The organism is Variovorax sp. V35, from assembly GCF_041154465.1.
Taxonomy (GTDB): Bacteria; Pseudomonadota; Gammaproteobacteria; order Burkholderiales; family Burkholderiaceae_C; genus Variovorax; species Variovorax boronicumulans.
This window is the reverse complement of record NZ_AP028666.1, coordinates 1,059,174-1,075,926: the sequence shown is the minus strand read 5'-3', so window position 1 is coordinate 1,075,926 and position 16,753 is coordinate 1,059,174. Positions and strand designations below refer to the sequence as shown.

The window sequence follows — 16,753 nt, the reverse complement described above, 5'->3', positions numbered from 1 at the left end:
AAAGACATAGCCCCGCCAGCCTATAGTGCGGCGTGAAGCTCGAGGACTACCCCGTTGCCGCCTCCCCGCCGCAGGGTGCGAACCCCTGCGAACACTGCGCGCTGCGGCGCCTGGAGGCCTTCCTGCCGGTGACGGCGCAGCAGCTGGAGGCGATCCAGTCCTTTCGCACCGGCACCCGGCGCGTCGAGGCGGGCGGCACCATCGTCGACGAGCACCGCGCCAGCCCGCAGCTGTTCACGCTCTACGCGGGCTGGGCCTTCCGCTACAAGACCCTGAGCGACGGCCGGCGGCAGATCCTGGGTTTTCTGCTGCCCGGCGACTTCATCGGCCTGCAGGACGAGTTTGCCGACGGCCAGACCCACGGCGTCGAGGCCGTGACCGACGCCACGCTGTGCGCCTTCGCCCGCGAGCGGCTGTGGGCGCTGTTCCAGACCCAGCCCCGGCTCGGCTACGACATCACCTGGCTGGCCGCGCGCGAGGAAAAGCTGGTGGACGACCACCTCGTCACCGCCGGGCGCCGCAACGCCGGCGAGCGCGTGGCCATGCTGCTCATGCACCTGTACCGCCGCGCCCAGCGCGTGGGCATGGTGCGCGACGGCTGGGTGGAGTTTCCGTTCAACCAGCAGCACATCGCCGACGCGCTGGGGCTGTCGCTGGTGCACACCAACAAGACGATGCGGCGGCTGCAGCGCCTGGGCCTGTACAAGCTCGACAGCGGCTGGCTGCGCATCCTGGAGCCGCACGCGCTCGAAACGCTGGGCGACTACTTCGAGCGCCCCATGCGGCCGGTGCCGATGATCTGAAGGCGCCGCCTGCCTCAGCGCGCGGCCACCAGCTGCCGCAGGTCGCCCTGGTAGGCCTGCAACCGCCGCACCGCCTGCTCGCGCTGCGTGGCGCTGGTGGTGTTGTGCAGCGCCGCCAGGTTGCGGCAGCCTTCCTGCAGCAGCGCCTGCTGCTGCTCGCGCCAGGGGCCGGGCGGCGGATCGGCGATGCGCTGGATGTAGGCATGCAGCGCGGCGCGGGCCTCGGCCGGCGAAGCCCGCGGGCCGCCGTTGCTGCCCTGGAAGCCGCGCAGCAGCACCAGCGCCTCCTGCTGGCGCTGGCGCCGCTCCTCGTACGCCAGCTTCGGGCTGAACACCGACTGCGCCACCTGCTGGCGCAGCAGCGCGCGCTGCTCGGTCGTCAGGCGGCCGTAGAAGTCTTCCTGGCGCTCGAGGAACTGGTCGTAGCGTTTTTCCTGTACCTGCGCGGGGCTGCGGTCGAGCCAGTCCTTGCGGTAGTCGGTGTTGTTCTTCGCGTACTTGCGTTCGAGCTGCTGCAGCTGCGCGTCGCTCAGGCTCAGTGCGAGTTCGGCGCTGGCGGCCTCGGCGCGCTCGGTGACGGCGAGCAGGCGCTCGCGGACGCGGTCGGCCAGCTGGCAGGCCTGGGCCGGCGTCACCTCGGCGCTCGCCAGGCCCTGGACCTCCTGCAGCAGGCCGATGATGCGCGGCAGCTCGTTCTGGCGGTGCCAGGCCAGCAGCTGGGCGAGCTCGTCGCGCACCTTGGGGGTCTGGGCCCCGTCGAAGTCGAAGTAGCCGTCGAGCCACCAGTAGCTCAGCTCGGGCAGGTTGTTGTAGGCGAGCTTGACCGCGCTGCAAGCCCCCAGGGCAGCGGCCAGCAGCAGCACACCGATAATTCGGGCCAGTCCAGCACAACGAATCCGGGAAGAAAAGCGCATGAATCAGACTCCGCAGCAGAGCAACCAGGGACCGGTCGACGTCGTCATCATGGCGGCCGGCAAGGGCACGCGCATGAAGAGCAAGCTGCCCAAAGTGTTGCATCGTTTGGCCGGCCGCGCCTTGCTGGCCCATGTGACCGACACCGCCGCGCGCATCGGCGCGCGCCATGTCGTGGTCGTGACGGGCCACGGCGCCGAGCAGGTCGAGACCGCGATCAAGGCCACGGCCGTGAACGCCGCCGCCCTCGGTTTCGCGCGCCAGGAGCCCCAGCTGGGCACCGGCCACGCCGTGCAGCAGGCCACGCCGCAGCTGCCGGACGACGGCACCGTGGTGATCCTGTCGGGCGACGTGCCCCTGATCGCCGAGGACACGCTGCGCACCCTCATCGCCGCCAGCGGCGGCGAGCGGCTCGCGCTGCTGACCATCGAACTCGACGACCCGACGGGCTACGGCCGCATCATCCGCACCCGCGCCGGTGGCGAGGTGACGGCCATCGTCGAGCACAAGGACGCCACCGAGGCGCAGCGCGCCGTGCGCGAGATCAACAGCGGCGTGATGGCCGCGCCCGCGCGGCTGCTCAAGGGCTGGCTGGCGCGGCTGGACAACAAGAACACCCAGGGCGAGTACTACCTGACCGACATCGTGAAGTTCGCGGCCGACGACCGCGTGCCGGTGGTGGCGCATGTCACGACCGACGCGCTGCAGGTGGCCGGCATCAACAGCCCGGCCCAGCTCGCGGCGCTGGAGCGCGCCTGGCAGCTGCGCCAGGCGAATGCGCTGATGGAACAGGGCGTGCGCCTGGCCGACCCGGCGCGTTTCGACCTGCGCGGCACGCTGAGCTGCGGCGCCGACGTCGACATCGACGTCAACTGCGTGTTCGAAGGCACGGTGTCGCTGGGCGAAGGCGTGCGCATCGGCGCGAACTGCGTCATTGCCAACGTGCGCATCGAGGCCGGCGCGGTGATCCACCCCTTCACCCACATCGACGGCGAGAAGGCCGGCGTGACGGTGGGCGCGGGCGCGCTGGTCGGGCCGTTTGCGCGGCTGCGGCCCGGTGCCCAGCTGGGCGCCGAGGTGCACATCGGCAACTTCGTCGAGGTCAAGAACTCCACGCTGGCGGCCGGCGCCAAGGCCAACCACCTGGCCTACCTGGGCGACGCCACGGTGGGCGAGCGCGTGAACTACGGCGCGGGCAGCATCACGGCCAACTACGACGGCGCCAACAAGCACCGCACCGTGATCGAGGCCGACGTGCACGTGGGCAGCAACTGCGTGCTCGTGGCGCCCGTGACCATCGGCGCGGGCGGCACCATCGGCGGCGGCTCGACGGTGAACAAGTCGACCGAGCCCGGCGCGCTGACCGTGGCGCGCGGCAAGCAGGTCAGCTTCGCGAACTGGAAGCGGCCGCAGAAGTTGCCGAAGAACTGACGGCGGCTTCGGGCTCTGGTTCGGGACAGGCGCCCTGCCCCGGACCTCACCAGCCCGTCAGCAGGCGCACGAAGCGCATCACCGGCCGCGCCGCCACCGGCGCCGTGGCCCGGGCCACGCGCTGGGGCGCATGCACCCGCAGGTGCACCGCCGTCACCGCCGACACCTCGATCCACCCGCCCTGCGGCACGCAGTGCACGTCGCCCTCGCCGAGCAGCGTCTCGGTCATGAACACCGTCTCGCCCAGCCAGCCCGGCGGCGACACCACGCGGGCGCGGCCCTCGGCCAGCTGAAGCCAGGCGCCCGCATCGACGGCGGTGCGCAGCGACTGGCCGGGTTCGAGGACGATGGAATCGGGGGCTTCGGACAGGGTGGTGATCATGGCGGACCTCGGGGTGGATGTGGGCTTCATCGTAGGAATTCCGCCGCCCGAAAAACAGGCACACCCGATGGCTATTGCGACCGGAACAGCCGGGCCGCCACGCCATCTGTTATGGTCTTTTTCCCAGTCAACTGCATCTGTTTTCGGATGCCCGATGCGGGGAACATCGACCCATGGACTCGCTACCGCTCTACCGCCAGCTCGCGGCGCACTACGTGGACGCGATCCACGCCGGTTCGCTCAAGGCCGGCGACAAGCTCCCCTCGCTGCGCAGCCTGATGCGGCTCCACGACATCAGCCTCTCGACCGCGCTGCAGGTGTGCCGCGCCATGGAAAGCGAAGGCTGGGTCGAGGCGCGCGACCGCTCGGGCTACTTCGTGCGCCGACCGCAGCGCCTGGCCATCGCGGCGATGGAAGAGCCCGTGTCCGGCCTGCCGCCCGACCCGGCGCAGTTCGTCAACATGCGCACGCGCATGGCCAACTTCATGGCGCGCGGGCGCCTCAACGACGTGAAGCTCAACTTCGCGATCTCGCGCGCCGCGCCCGAGCTCTACCCGGCCGAGGCGCTGCGCAACGCGATGACGCGCGCGCTGCGCCAGCGCCCCGAGCTGCTGACCACGGCCTCTTCGCAAAAAGGCCACGAACAGTTCCGCCAGGTCGTGGCCCAGCGCAACCTGCGCGTGGGCATGACCGTGGCGCCCGACGACGTGCTGGTGACCAACGGCTGCATCGAGGCGCTGAACCTCGCGCTGCGCGCCATCGCCAAGCCCGGCGACACCGTGGCCGTCGAGTCGCCCACCTTCTACGGCCTGCTGCAGGTGCTCGAGAGCCTGGGCCTGCGCGGGCTGGAGATTCCCACCAGCCCGCAGACTGGCATCTCGCTGGAGGCGCTCGACCTGGCCATCCACACCTACGACGACATCAAGGCCGTGGTGGTGGTGCCGCACCTGCAGAACCCCATCGGCAGCGTGATGCCCGACGCCCACAAGCACCGGCTGGTGCAGCTGTGCGAAAGCCACGGCATCGCGCTGGTCGAGGACGACACCTACAGCGACCTGGTGGAGACCGAGGTGCCGCTGCGCGCCATCAAGTCCTGGGACCGCACGGGCAACGTGGTGTATTGCGCCTCGCTGCACAAGGTGCTGGCGCCGGGCCTGCGGCTGGGCTGGATCACGGCCGGGCGCTGGCACGCGCAGGTCGAGATGCTCAAGTACGCGCAGACGCGCAACAACGAGGCGCTGGCGCAGATCGCCGCGGGCGAGATCATTGCCAGCGGCGGCTACGACCGCCACCTGCGCCGGCTGCGCGAACGCCTGCACACGCAGCGCGACCAGACGGCCGACGCCATCGCCCGCTACTTTCCGGCCGGCACCCGGCTCAATCTGCCGCGCGGCGGCTTCCAGCTGTGGGTGGAGCTGCCCGAGCGGCTGTCGTCGGTGGCGGTGTTCGAGGCGGCCCTGCGCGAGCACATGCTGGTGGCGCCGGGCGCGCAGTTCTCGAACGCCTCGCGCTTCGACCACTACCTGCGCATCAACTGCGGCTGGCCCTTCAGCGAAGCGGTCGATGCGGGGCTGCGGCGGCTCGGACGGATCGTCGAGGAAGGCTGCGCGGCGCAGAAGAACCAGCCAGCCACGCTGGTCCGGTCGCCGCGCGCTGCAACTCAGTCGAGCAGCGCCAGGGCCGCGTAGTCGCCCACCTTGTCGCCGAGTCCGGCGGGCACCAGCAACACGCCGCGCGTGAGCGGCGGCAGCTTGCCGTCGACCTGCGCCTGCAGCCGCGGCAGCACGAAGTCGCGGTGGTGCCAGAACACGCTGCCGCCCAGGCTGATGCGCTGCAGGTCGAGCGTGATGACCAGGTTGTAGAGCATCCGACCGATCACGCGGCACAGCGCGTCGGCCTTTTCGAGCGCGGCGGCGTCACCGGCCGCGGCGGCCGTGAACAGATCGGCCGCGGGCTGGCCGAAGCGGTGCGCGATCGAGTTGCCGCCCGCCAGCGCTTCCACGTCGCCCAGGTTGCCGCAGCCGCACAGCGCGCCGCTGTCGTCGTCGACCACGAAGCTGTGGCCCGCGTGGCCGGCGTTGCCGTTCTTGCCACGCAGCGCCTTGCCGTCGACGCACAGGCCCACGCCCACGCCGGTGCTCCAGGTGGCGTAGGCGCAGTTGTCGAGCCCCTTGAGCGCGCCCCAGTGGCGCTCGGCCTCGAGCGCGGCCACGGCGTCGTTCTCGACGCGCACGCGGGCGAAGCGGCGCGCCAGCGGCGCCTCGACGATGGCCGTCATCCAGTTGTTGGGCAGCCCGCGCGAGGGGCCGGCGATGCCGCCGCAGATGTTGGGCGTGGCCAGCTCGACCATGCCGTCGTGCAGCTCGAAAGGCCCGGTCGACGACACGCCCACGCGGTCGATGCTCGCCGGATCGATGCCCTGCTCCGCGCACACCTCGTCGATGAGCCGCAGGATCTGTACCGCCACGGCGTCGTTGTTGCCGGTCTTGGCGGTGGGCTCGCTGCGGCGGCCGATCAGCGGCGCGTCGCTCGAAGCGGAAAGGCTCACGGCGACCTTGGTGCCACCGATGTCTACGCAGGCTCTCATTGCGGGGTTCTCTTCTTTCTCAGTCTTCGCTGCGCCGAGCTCAGAGCAGCCGCGCCACCAGCGCCGCGATCATGCTGAGCACCACCGTGCTCGCGATCGGCAGCTGCCAGTCGCGGCCGAAGGCGCGAAACTCGAAATCGCCGGGCAGCCGTCCGAAGCCGAAGCGGCGCAGCCAGGCGGTCAGGCCGCTCATGAGCACCAGCGCCAGGACGACGACGATCAGCCAGCGGAACATGCAGACAGTCTAGGCGGCCAGTACCGCCAGGGCTTGTCGGTGAAGTTCGGGTGTGGCTGCAGCGATCACGCGCTGGTCGGGATTCAGCCCCAGCGGCCGGCCCTCCCAGTCGGTGACGACGCCGCCCGCGGCCTCGATCAGGCCCGCCGGGCCCAGGAAGTCGTAGGGCTGCAGGCCGGTCTCGACCACGAGGTCGATGGTGCCGCCCGCGAGTTGGGCGTAGCCGTAGCAGTCGCCGCCGAAACGGCGCATCGCGCACTGGCGGCTCAGGCGGTCGAAGGCGCTCCAGTCGGCCGGCGAGAAGATGTCGGGCGAGGTGGTCACGATGCGGGCCTTGGCGATCTCGGTGCAGCCGCTCACGCGCACGGGCTGGCCGTCGCGCGTGGCGCCCTTGCCGGCCTCGCCCACCCAGCGCTCTTTCAGCACCGGCATGTCGACCATGCCGAACACCACGCGCCCGCCCTGCAGCACGCCGATGAGCGTGCCCCACAGCGGCGAGCCGGTGATGAAGCTGCGCGTGCCGTCGATCGGGTCGAGCACCCAGATGCGGTCGGCGTCGAGCCGCTCGGGGCCGTGCTCCTCGCCGAAGATGCCGTCGGTGGGCACCCGCGCGCCGAGGATCTCGCGCATCGCCGTCTCGGCGGCGCGGTCGGCCAGCGTGACCGGGCTTTCGTCGGCCTTGGTGATGATGTCCAGCGGCGTGCGGAAGTAGCGCATCGACTGGGCGGCGGCGGCATCGGCCAGCGCACCGGCGATCGCGGAAAGGTCGGGGGCGGAAGAGCTCATGGGAAGGAGAACGCGTGCCAAAAGCTGCGATTAGACCCGAGCCCACGGCCCTTGCGCCATCGCCGGGGCATTCGTCCGCCCCGCCCCTTCACCCGCGGGCTAGCGCTGCTGGCCCCAGCGCCGCACCGTGAGCCGCTCCAGCGTGCGAAAGCCCAGGCTTTCCACCAGCAGGCCGATCAGCACCACCAGCGCGAGGCCCGCGAACACGCGGTCGGTGTACAGCTCGTTGCGGTTCTGGAAGATGTACCAGCCCAGCCCGCCCTTGCCCGACGAGGCACCGAACACCAGCTCGGCCGCGATCAGCGTGCGCCACGCAAAGGCCCAGCCGATCTTCAGCCCCGACAAAATCGACGGCAGCGCGGCCGGCACCAGGATCTGCAGCACGTAGCGCAGCCCCTTCAGCCCGTAGTTGCGCCCTGCCATGCGCAGCGTCTCGGGCACGCCCTGGAAGCCCGCATAGGTGTTGAGTGCCAGCGGCCACAGCACCGAATGGATCAGCACGAACACCAGGCTGCCGCGGCCCAGCCCGAACCACAGCAGCGCCAGCGGCAGCAGCGCGATCGCAGGCAGCGGGTTGAACATCGAGGTCAGCGTGTCCAGCAGGTCGCGCCCGATGCGCGTGGACACGGCCAGCGTCGTGAGCCCGAAGGCCAGCAGTACGCCCGCGAGGTAGCCCTGCAGCAGCACGGCCAGCGAGATGCGCACCTTCTCGACCAACTCGCCGCTGGCCAGCCCCTCGGCCAGCGCGCGGGCGGTGGCGGTGAAGGTGGGCAGCAGCAGGTCGTTGTCCTGCCAGCGCGCCGCCAGCTCCCACAGCACGGCGATGACCGCGAGGATCAGGCCCTTGCGCAGCCAGGTGTGCGAGGCGATGCGCGTGGCCAGCGGCAGCGCGCGCTCCACCGGCAGTTCGGTGAAGGGTTCGAGCGTGCGTTCGTACTCGGGGCGGATGGGTGGCGTCAGGGTGCTCATGGGGTGCCCTGTTCTTCCTCGAAGAGCATGTCGTGGATGCGCCGCGCCGTCGCCTGGAAATCCGCACCGCCCAGGCTGTCCAGCGAGTAACCGTGGCTGTTGAGTTCAGCGCGCATGCGTCCCGGGTGCGGCGACAGCAACGCCACGCGGTTGCCCACCACCAGCGCCTCCTCGATCGAGTGCGTGACGAACAGCAGCGTGAAGCGCACCTCGTCCCACAGTTCGAGCAGCTCCTGCTGCATGCGGCGGCGCGTGAGCGCGTCGAGCGCGGCAAAGGGCTCGTCCATCAGCAACACGCGCGGCTGCATCGCCAGCGCCCGCGCGATCGCCACGCGCTGCTTCATGCCGCCCGAGAGCTGGTGCGGGTGCACATCGGCGAACTTCGAGAGGCCCACCTTGTCCAGGTAGTGCAGCGCGCGCTCGGCCGCTTCCTTGCGCCCCAGCGTGCGCGAGGCGAGCAGCGGGAACATCACGTTCTGCTTCACCGTCTTCCACGGCGGCAGCTGGTCGAACTCCTGGAACACGACGATGCGGTCGGGGCCCGGCTGCGACACACGCCGGCCGTCGAGCCGGATCTCGCCCTCGACCGGCGGGATGAACCCGGCCACGGCCTTGAGCAGCGTGGACTTGCCGCAGCCCGAGGGCCCGAGCAGCACGAAGCGGTCGGCGGCATGCACGTCGAAGCTCACGCGGTGCGTGGCGCGCACCACGCGCTCGGGCGTGCGGTACTCGAGGCTGACGTTGTCGACCTGCAGCAGCGCCTCGTGCACGTACGGCGGTGCCGCGTCGCCCGTGGCCACCACGCCGCGCCGCCGGGCCGGCCGCTGCGGCGCCACCGCGCCGCCGAGGAAGGCCGCGGCGGGCGGCCCCGCCAGGCGCTCGAGCCGGGACAGCATCGCGTCAGTTCCCCGAAGCCGTGTGCGCGTCGTCGAAGAAATAGTCCTTCACCGACGCCGGCTTGTTCTTGATCGCGCCCACGCGGTGCATGAACTCCGCGAACACGTAGGTGTTCTGCGGCGCGGTCTTGAACTGCACCTCGGGGTTCTTGATGATCTTCAGCAGCAGCTCGCGGTCGAGCTTGGCGTTGCTCACCTTCAGGTAGATGTCGGCCGCCTTCTCGGGATTGGCCGTGACGAACTTCGCCGCCTCGTCGAGCGCATCGACGAACGCCTTGTAGGTCTTGGGGTTCTCGTTGCGGAACTTCTCGGTCGCGTACAGCACCGTGGCCGACGACGGCCCGCCCAGCACCTGGTACGAGTTCAGCACGATGCGCGCGTTCGGATTGCCCGCCAGTTCCTGCTCCTGGAACGGCGGGTTGCCGAAGTGCCCCGTGATCTCCGTGCCGCCCTTGATGATCGCCGCCGCCGCATCGGGGTGCGGCAGCGCCACGCTGATCTTGTCGAGCCGATTGAACTCCTTGTCGCCCCACAGCTTGGCCGACGCGATCTGCAGCACCCGCGACTGCACCGACACGCCCACGGCGGGCAGCGCGATGCGGTCCTTGTCCGTGAAGTCGGCGATCGACTTCACGTTCGGGTTGTTGCTCACCAGGTAGTACGGGAAGTTGCCCAGCGAGGCCACGCCCTTCACGTTCTGCTTGCCCTTGGTGCGGTCCCACAGCGTGAGCAGCGGCCCCACGCCGGCGCCTGCAATCTCGATGTTGCCCGACAGCAGCGCGTCGTTCACCGCCGAGCCGCCCGAGAGCTTGACCCACTCCACCTTCGCATCGACCCCTGCGGCCTTCGCGTGCTTCTCGATCAGCTTCTGCTCCTGCGCCACGTTGAGCAACAGGTAGACGATGCCGAACTGCTCGGCGATGCGAATCTGCCCTTCGGCCTGCGCGGCCAGGCTGCCGGCGAGAAGGCCGAGGCCGGTGACGAGCGCGGCGGCGCGGCGGGTGAAGCGGTTCATTGGAAAGTCCGGAAAAAAGAAAGGAGGAAATCAGAAAGGCGTGTCGCCCACGATGGTGGTGCGGTTGAGCCGGCGGCGCAGGTGGTCGGGTGTGCCTGCCGCGAGGTGCATCAGCGAGCGGTTGTCCCAGAACACCAGGTCGTGCGGCGCCCACGCGTGGCGGTACACGAACTCGGGCTTCACGCTGTGCGCGAACAGCTCGGCCAGCAGCGCGTCGCTCTCGCCCTGCGGCAGGCCGACGATGCGTGTCGTGAAGTGCTCGCTGACGAACAGCGCCTTGCGCCCCGTCTCCGGGTGCGTGCGCACCACGGGCTGCACGGCGGGTGCGACCTGATCGATCTGCGCTTGTGAAAGCTTCGGCCGCCACGGATTCTTCGCACGCAGCTCCTCGTACTTCGCGAGGTAGCTGTGCTCCGCCTTCAGCGGCAGGATGCGCTGCTGCAGCTCGACAGGCAGCGCCTCCCATGCCAGGTGCTGGTCGGCAAACAGCGTGTCGCCGCCTTCACTCGGCAGCTCTTGCGCGTGCAGCAGCGAGCCCAGACTGGGGTTGGGCTTGTACGAAATGTCGGAGTGCCAGTACACGCCCGCGTCGCCGAGACCGATCGGCTCGCCGTTCTCCTTGATGTTCGAGACGATCAGGATCTCGGGGTGGTTCTTCAGCTGGAACTGGTGCAGCACGTGGATCTCGAGCGGCCCGAAGCGGCGGCTGAAGTCGATGTGTTGCGCGGGCGTGATGCGCTGGTCGCGAAAGACCAGCACGTGGTGGTCCAGGTGCGCGCGGTGAATGCGTTGGAAGTCGGCGGCGTTGATCGGCTCAGCGATGTCGAGCCCGACGATCTCCGCACCGACAGGCGCATCGAAAGGCCGCACCTCGAAGGGCTGCGCGGGAGCCTCTGTGGTGGAGGTAGCGCGGGAAAGAACGGCAGTCATGCCGCGAATGTAGAAGCGCGCCCCCCATTCCCCAACGAAGTCTTTGTTGCTTGCTTATGACCAAGTTTCCCCGTTGAAAGCACAAGCCCCAGTCGCCCAAAGCGCGCAGCGCCTTTGGCGCCATGGTGGCCGAGCGCAGCGATGGCCCGCCCGGTATCCAAGCCCCTCTGGCTGCGCCGAGGAGCGCAGCGTTTCGCGGATCAGGGCTCGCCCTTGTTTGAGCGAAGCGAGTTTGGGCGAGACCCCGCGAAACGCGAGCACCGCAGGTTGCCCGCAGCGAAGCGGAGGGACGCAGACAGTGGGGTCGCCTTTTCTTTGCTTACTTTCTTTTGGCGAAGCAAAAGAAAGTAAGTCGCCCGCCGGGGCGAGTCCCGGCCTCGGGAAGCAAACACCCAGCCAAAACCCAAACAGTCAGAGCGTATGACTCCGATCCCCTTCAGAGAACCCGACGGCGTCCCAAGGTTCGCCCACAGCAAACCCCACCACCTTGAACAACTCCCCCATCTCATGCTCATGAATCAACCGAGCCGCCATCCCCCGCTGCGCCACGGTCCCTTGCTCCATCAACCCCAACATCCCGCAGTTCAAAAGAAACCGCGCCTGGCTCGTGTAGCCAAGAACAGAAAGCCCCGCCTCCTGCCCCGCCACAGCAATCCCCGTGAAGTCCACATGCGCCGTGATGTCCTTGTACCCCACCTCCGACAGAGGATCGCCATCCGCCTGATGCCCCCGATGGCACATCACCGTCCCCATGTGCCGTTGCGGGTGGTAGTACTCGCCCTCGGGAAACCCGTAGTCGATGAGAAAAGCCGCCCCCTTCTCAAGTCGGTCCGCCAGCGTCGCAATAAAAGCCTGCGCCTGCGGATGCACCTCCGTGAGGTAGTCGTGCACCCCAGGCACCTCGACCGGCGGCCTCAACTCGGTAGCCCGGTCCGCCCACGTCCACCCATCCCCCGCCGGATTCCTCACCACCCCCCGCTCGAACCAAGCCCCCTTCACCCGCGCCAGCAACTGCACCGGCATCGCATCGAGCACTTCATTGCCGACCACCACGCCCTGCATGGACTCAGGCAGCTCGCCGAGCCATTCGACCCGCCCCGCATACCCCGCCAGCGCCTGCTGCTGCCGCTCACGCAAGGTGCCCGACAGGTCGACGATGCGATAGCGCACATCGCCGCGCCCCATCTCGCCCAGCGCATGCAGCAGCTGCACCGCCAGCGCCCCCGAGCCCGCGCCGAACTCCCACACCGTGTCGGTACCGGTCTTCTCCAGCGCCTCGAGCACCTGCACCGCGAGCGTGTGGCCGAACATCGGCGTCAGCTCGGGCGCGGTCACGAAGTCGCTGCCGGACGAGGGCATGTGGCCGAACTTGGCCGAGGTGTTGGCGTAGTAGCCCAGCCCCGGCGCATACAGGGCCAGGGCCATGAAGCGGTCGAAGCCGATCCATCCGCCCGCACGTTCGACGGAGCGGGCAATCAGATGGTCGAGGGCGATGGGTAAACTGTTTGTCGTTGGCGTCGTCACGGCGCCATTGTCCTCTTCCTGTCTTCTGTCTTCTTCCTCCGAATGAGCGCCATCCCACCCTCCTCCCCCGATCGCCGCCGCACCGTCCTCGTCACGGGCGCGGGCCGCCGGCTGGGCCGCGAGATCGCGCTGGCGCTCGCGGCGGGCGGCTGGCAGGTGGCGGTGCACTACCGCAGCTCGCGCGCCGAAGCCGAGCAGACCGTGGCCGACTGCGCCGCGCGCTCGGGCGACTCGGCGCTGTTCGAGGCCGACCTGGCCGACGAACAGGCCACGCGCGCCCTGCTGCCGCGCGTGGCAGCGCGCTTTCGCGCCGTCGATGCCGTGGTGCACAGCGCCGCCCTCTTCGAACACGACGACGCCGCCAGCTTCAGCTACGCGCTCATGGAGCGCCACGCGCGCAGCAACACCGGCGCGGCCATCCTGCTGGCGCAGGCGCTGCACGACCACCTGGCCCGGCGCGACGCGCACGGCGGCGCCGTGGTGCACCTGCTCGACCAGAAGCTGTGGAACCCGAACCCCGACTTCCTGAGCTACACGCTCTCCAAGGCCGCGCTCGAAGCCGCCACCCCCATGCTGGCGCTGGCACTCGCGCCGCGCGTGCGCGTGGTGGGCGTGGCCCCCGGCCTCACGCTGGCGAGCCACATGCTCGACGATGACAGGTTCGCGCAGCTGCACAAGCTGTCGCCGCTGGGCCGCTCGTCCACGCCGGACGACGTGACCGCCACCGTGAAGTTCGCGCTGGAAAACAGCTCGATCACCGGCACCACGCTGCTCGTCGACGGCGGCCAGCACCTCATGAAATTCGAGCGCGACTTCTCGCTCATGTGACGAGCACCACCACCATGTCCACGAACACACCGCACGGCCACCAGACACTCACCCTCCAGGGCCTGCGCTTCGACGCCAACCTGGGCATCCTCGAGCAGGAAAAGACCGCGCCGCAGCCGATCCTGGTGGACGCCGAGCTCAACCTCGGCCCGCAGCCGCTGCTGCCGCAGGACGACGACATCTTCCACGTGCTCGACTACCGCAAGGTGCGCCGCATCATCATCGACGAGTGCACCGCCGAGCACGTCAACCTGCTCGAAAGCCTGATCGGCAAGCTCGCGCAGCGCCTGCTGCAACTGCCCGGCGTGCGGGGCGTGCGCGTGAAGATCGCCAAGCTCGAAATCTTCGACGACTGCGAAGTCGCCATCCGCATCGAAGCCGGGGAATGGTGATCCAAGGCAAAATCGGGGGTCTTTCCCCTGATTTGCCCGAAGTAGCCCCCCAATGAACGCCGTCTGGATCGACGATACGCCCGAAGCCGGTGCGCCCTCCAACTCGCTGAAGATCGAACGCGAGACGCACAAGCTCGAGAAGCGCCTGTGCCGCCAGGTCGGCCAGGCCATCGTCGACTACAACATGATCGAAGAGGGCGACAAGGTCATGGTGTGCGTCTCGGGCGGCAAGGACAGCTACGCGCTGCTCGACATCCTGCTCAAGATGAAGGCGCGCGCGCCCATCCACTTCGACATCGTCGCGGTCAACCTCGACCAGAAACAGCCCGGCTTCCCCGAAGAGGTGCTGCCCAAGTACCTGAGCGAGCTCGGCGTGGCCTTCCACATCGAGAACCAGGACACCTACAGCATCGTCAAGCGCGTCATCCCCGAGGGCAAGACCACCTGCGGCCTGTGCAGCCGGCTGCGCCGCGGCATCCTGTACCGCGTGGCCGACGAGCTGGGCGCCACCAAGGTCGCGCTGGGCCACCACCGCGACGACATGCTGCAGACCTTCTTCCTCAACATGTTCTTCGGCGGCAAGCTCAAGAGCATGCCGCCCAAGCTGGTGAGCGACGACGGCAAGCACATCGTGATCCGCCCCCTGGCCTACGTGGCCGAAAAGGACACGGTGCGCTGGGCGCAGCACCGCGAGTTCCCGATCATTCCCTGCACGCTGTGCGGCAGCCAGGAGAACCTTCAGCGCAAGCAGGTCGGCGAGATGCTGCGCGAGTGGGACAAGAAGTACCCCGGCCGCGTCGAGAACATGTTCACCGCACTGCAAAACGTCGTGCCTTCGCACCTGCTGGACGGAACGCTGCACGACTTCCAGGGTCTGAAGGCGACGGGCGTGGCCGACGAGAACGGCGACAAGGCCTTCGACACGCCCGCTTTCGACCTGCTCTCCCAGGCACCCTCCGCCTTGCGCATCGTCCAGGGCTGACTCGGGCAACCCAGGGGAATTTAGGGCATTTGGCCCGGAGACCCTTATGTATCGTGCGTTTTCAGCTCTATTTTTGGTAGCAACCCTGAGCGGCTGCGCCACCTCCTGGGTGGTCGACAGCAACGTCAAGAGCTTTGCCACGCCGGGCACGACCGTGCCGCCCGGTGCCACCTACCGCTTCGAGCGCCTGCCTTCGCAGCAGGCCGACACGGCGCGCCAGGAAGGCCTGGAGGCCATGGCCGCGGCCGCGCTCGACAAGGTCGGCCTGCGCCGCGACGACACAAGGCCGCAGTACACGGCGCAGATCGGCGCGCGCGTCACGGCGGCGCTGTCGCCCTGGGCCGATCCGTGGCTGTACGGGCCCGGCCCATGGGGCTACGGCTACGGCGGCTACTACGGCCACCGCTGGTATGGCAGCGGCTGGTACGGCGGCCCGATGTTCACGCCGCCGGCCAACCCCTGGTACCAGCGCGAGGTGAGCCTCGTGCTGCGCGAGGCGGGCGGCAGCCACCGCGTGGTGTACGAGACCCGCGCGCGCAACGACGGTCCCTACAGCTCGAGCGCGGCGATCCTGCCGGTGATGTTCGAGGCCGCGCTGCAGGGCTTTCCGAACCCGCCGCCCGGCGAGCGCCGCGTGAACATCGAGCTCGCGCCGGCCGCCAAAAAATGACGCACTTCTAGAATTCGGACGGATGGAAGCCAATCTCACCCGCCTGATCGCCGTGCGCCACGGCGAGACCGCCTGGAACGTCGACACCCGCATCCAGGGCCACCTCGACATCGGCCTCAATGCCACCGGCCTCTGGCAGGCGCAGCGCGCCGGGCAGGCGCTGGCCGACGAGCCGATCGCGGCGGTCTACGCCAGCGACCTCTCGCGCGCCTGGCAGACCGCCCAGGCCATCGCCGAGCCCCACGGCCTCGCCGTGCAGCCCGACCTGGGCCTGCGCGAGCGCGCCTTCGGCCGCTTCGAGGGCATGAGCTTCGCCGAGATCGAGGCCACGCTGCCCGAGGACGCCCGCCGCTGGCGCGAGCGCGACCCCGAGTTCGAGCCCGAAGGCGGCGGCGAGAGCCTGCTGACCTTTCGCGACCGCGTGACCGGCACCGCCTCGGCCATCGCCGCGCGCCACCCGGGCCAGCTGGTGGTGCTGGTGGCCCACGGCGGCGTGATGGACGTGCTCTACCGCGCCGCCACGCGCCAGGAGCTGCAGGCGCCGCGCACCTGGCAGCTCGGCAACGCGGCCATCAACCGCATGCTGTGGACGCCCGAGGGCTTCAGCCTCGTCGGCTGGAGCGACATCGCCCACCTGGCGACGGACTCGCCGCTGGACGAGACCACGACCTAGCACGATGGGCCGCTTGCCTCTCTTCGCCCCGGGCAAGACGCTCCCATGAAAAGAACGAACCCCACGCCCTCGGCCTACGCCAGCTGGGATGCCTCCCAGTCGCTGTCCGCGCCGTGGATCGACGCCACGCACCTGGGAAGTTTCGTCACCCTGGAGGCCGGCGACACCATTGCGCGCGAAGGCGAACGGCACGACTACTTCTATCTCTTGCGATCGGGCTTCGTGCATTCCACGATCCACCGAAGCAACGGCTCGGAGTTCCTGCTCGAGATCTTCGGGCCGGGTGCGATCTTCGGCGAAGGCCCGGCGTTTGCCGACAGCCCCCGGCCGACGACGACCCGGGCGGTCGCGCCGGCCCTCCTCAGCCGCTATCGCCCGGCGGATGTCGCGCAGCAGTTTTCGGCGCTGCCCGAACTCGCGACCTCGTTGATCCAGCTGCTCGGCTTCAAGAACCACATGATCGTCGCCAAGCTGGCCGGGGTGGCCTCGGCGGCGCCGAAGGAGCGGGTCATCGACTTGCTTCTGCGGGTGGCACGCCCGCCATCGGCGCAGGCACCGAAACAACTCACCGTGGATCTGACGCACGAGCAGATCGGCGCCATGACGGCCTTGAGCCGCGTCACGGTCACGCGCACGTTGAATGCGCTGGCGAGAGAAGGGCTCATTGAAACGCGGGCCCGGCAGGTCAGCATTCCGAATGCGCCGGCCCTGCATCGTTTCCGCGACGCGACACCGTAA

At 69.2% G+C, this 16,753-nt stretch carries 19 protein-coding genes; 9 read left to right on the top strand and 10 right to left on the bottom strand.

What is annotated here, in order from left to right:
• The first annotated feature begins 32 nt into the window (after positions 1 to 32).
• Complete coding sequence (locus ACAM42_RS04905; protein ID WP_369631283.1) at positions 33 to 803, top strand: Crp/Fnr family transcriptional regulator; 771 nt, start codon at positions 33 to 35, stop codon at positions 801 to 803.
• A 14-nt stretch (positions 804 to 817) separates the two neighbouring features.
• On the opposite strand, the gene ACAM42_RS04900 is transcribed toward ACAM42_RS04905, so the two are convergent.
• Positions 818 to 1,717 carry a DUF6279 family lipoprotein gene (locus tag ACAM42_RS04900; RefSeq protein WP_369631282.1) on the bottom strand — a complete coding sequence of 300 codons (900 nt, stop codon included), beginning with the start codon at positions 1,715 to 1,717 and terminating at the stop codon, positions 818 to 820.
• Here ACAM42_RS04900 and glmU point away from each other — a divergent pair.
• Positions 1,716 to 3,146 (top strand): bifunctional UDP-N-acetylglucosamine diphosphorylase/glucosamine-1-phosphate N-acetyltransferase GlmU, encoded by a 1,431-nt coding sequence (gene glmU / locus ACAM42_RS04895; RefSeq protein WP_369631281.1) that lies wholly within the window; start codon positions 1,716 to 1,718, stop codon positions 3,144 to 3,146. The two genes, ACAM42_RS04900 and glmU, sit on opposite strands and share 2 nt — an antisense overlap.
• Positions 3,147 to 3,192: 46 nt before the next feature.
• Here the strand turns inward: glmU and ACAM42_RS04890 are convergent, their stop codons facing one another.
• Complete coding sequence (locus ACAM42_RS04890) at positions 3,193 to 3,528, bottom strand: hypothetical protein (protein ID WP_307695563.1); 336 nt, start codon at positions 3,526 to 3,528, stop codon at positions 3,193 to 3,195.
• A gap of 173 nt (positions 3,529 to 3,701) precedes the next feature.
• Between ACAM42_RS04890 and ACAM42_RS04885 the strand changes: the two genes are divergently transcribed.
• Positions 3,702 to 5,216, top strand: a complete 1,515-nt coding sequence (locus tag ACAM42_RS04885; RefSeq protein WP_369631280.1) for a PLP-dependent aminotransferase family protein — start codon at positions 3,702 to 3,704, stop codon at positions 5,214 to 5,216.
• Here ACAM42_RS04885 and ACAM42_RS04880 read toward each other — a convergent pair.
• The 8 genes from ACAM42_RS04880 to ACAM42_RS04845 form a co-directional block, all read right to left on the bottom strand.
• A complete protein-coding gene (locus ACAM42_RS04880; protein ID WP_307583105.1) occupies positions 5,189 to 6,115 on the bottom strand; it encodes an ROK family protein in 927 nt (308 codons plus the stop codon). The two genes, ACAM42_RS04885 and ACAM42_RS04880, sit on opposite strands and share 28 nt — an antisense overlap.
• A gap of 40 nt (positions 6,116 to 6,155) precedes the next feature.
• Positions 6,156 to 6,350 carry a DUF2905 domain-containing protein gene (locus tag ACAM42_RS04875; RefSeq protein WP_056575522.1) on the bottom strand — a complete coding sequence of 65 codons (195 nt, stop codon included), beginning with the start codon at positions 6,348 to 6,350 and terminating at the stop codon, positions 6,156 to 6,158.
• Between the two features lie 9 nt (positions 6,351 to 6,359).
• Positions 6,360 to 7,136: a histidinol-phosphatase gene (hisN, locus tag ACAM42_RS04870; RefSeq protein ID WP_139705293.1), complete on the bottom strand. Its 777-nt coding sequence runs from the start codon at positions 7,134 to 7,136 to the stop codon at positions 6,360 to 6,362.
• A gap of 99 nt (positions 7,137 to 7,235) precedes the next feature.
• Positions 7,236 to 8,105 carry an ABC transporter permease gene (locus tag ACAM42_RS04865; protein ID WP_369631279.1) on the bottom strand — a complete coding sequence of 290 codons (870 nt, stop codon included), beginning with the start codon at positions 8,103 to 8,105 and terminating at the stop codon, positions 7,236 to 7,238.
• Positions 8,102 to 9,001 (bottom strand): ABC transporter ATP-binding protein, encoded by a 900-nt coding sequence (locus tag ACAM42_RS04860; RefSeq protein ID WP_369631278.1) that lies wholly within the window; start codon positions 8,999 to 9,001, stop codon positions 8,102 to 8,104. The genes ACAM42_RS04865 and ACAM42_RS04860 overlap by 4 nt, the downstream gene beginning before the upstream one ends.
• Positions 9,002 to 9,005: 4 nt before the next feature.
• A complete protein-coding gene (locus ACAM42_RS04855) occupies positions 9,006 to 10,016 on the bottom strand; it encodes an ABC transporter substrate-binding protein (protein WP_369631277.1) in 1,011 nt (336 codons plus the stop codon).
• Between the two features lie 30 nt (positions 10,017 to 10,046).
• The gene (locus ACAM42_RS04850; protein ID WP_369631276.1) at positions 10,047 to 10,946 is read right to left on the bottom strand and encodes a TauD/TfdA dioxygenase family protein; all 900 of its coding nucleotides are present in this window, start codon (positions 10,944 to 10,946) and stop codon (positions 10,047 to 10,049) included.
• A 411-nt stretch (positions 10,947 to 11,357) separates the two neighbouring features.
• On the bottom strand, positions 11,358 to 12,470 hold the full coding sequence (locus tag ACAM42_RS04845) for a class I SAM-dependent methyltransferase (protein ID WP_369631275.1): 1,113 nt from the start codon (positions 12,468 to 12,470) through the stop codon (positions 11,358 to 11,360).
• 42 nt (positions 12,471 to 12,512) lie between these two features.
• On the opposite strand from ACAM42_RS04845, the gene ACAM42_RS04840 reads away from it, so the two are divergent.
• From ACAM42_RS04840 to ACAM42_RS04815, 6 genes are all read left to right on the top strand, one after another.
• On the top strand, positions 12,513 to 13,298 hold the full coding sequence (locus ACAM42_RS04840; RefSeq protein WP_369631274.1) for an SDR family oxidoreductase: 786 nt from the start codon (positions 12,513 to 12,515) through the stop codon (positions 13,296 to 13,298).
• 14 nt (positions 13,299 to 13,312) lie between these two features.
• The gene (locus tag ACAM42_RS04835; protein WP_056576172.1) at positions 13,313 to 13,690 is read left to right on the top strand and encodes a dihydroneopterin aldolase; all 378 of its coding nucleotides are present in this window, start codon (positions 13,313 to 13,315) and stop codon (positions 13,688 to 13,690) included.
• A 52-nt stretch (positions 13,691 to 13,742) separates the two neighbouring features.
• Positions 13,743 to 14,672, top strand: coding sequence for a tRNA 2-thiocytidine(32) synthetase TtcA (gene ttcA, locus ACAM42_RS04830; RefSeq protein WP_062477895.1), 930 nt, complete (start codon positions 13,743 to 13,745; stop codon positions 14,670 to 14,672).
• A 73-nt stretch (positions 14,673 to 14,745) separates the two neighbouring features.
• Positions 14,746 to 15,342 (top strand): DUF4136 domain-containing protein, encoded by a 597-nt coding sequence (locus ACAM42_RS04825; RefSeq protein ID WP_369631273.1) that lies wholly within the window; start codon positions 14,746 to 14,748, stop codon positions 15,340 to 15,342.
• Between the two features lie 22 nt (positions 15,343 to 15,364).
• A complete protein-coding gene (locus ACAM42_RS04820; RefSeq protein ID WP_369631272.1) occupies positions 15,365 to 16,015 on the top strand; it encodes a histidine phosphatase family protein in 651 nt (216 codons plus the stop codon).
• Positions 16,016 to 16,060: 45 nt separating this feature from the next.
• Positions 16,061 to 16,753 (top strand): Crp/Fnr family transcriptional regulator, encoded by a 693-nt coding sequence (locus tag ACAM42_RS04815; RefSeq protein WP_159273897.1) that lies wholly within the window; start codon positions 16,061 to 16,063, stop codon positions 16,751 to 16,753.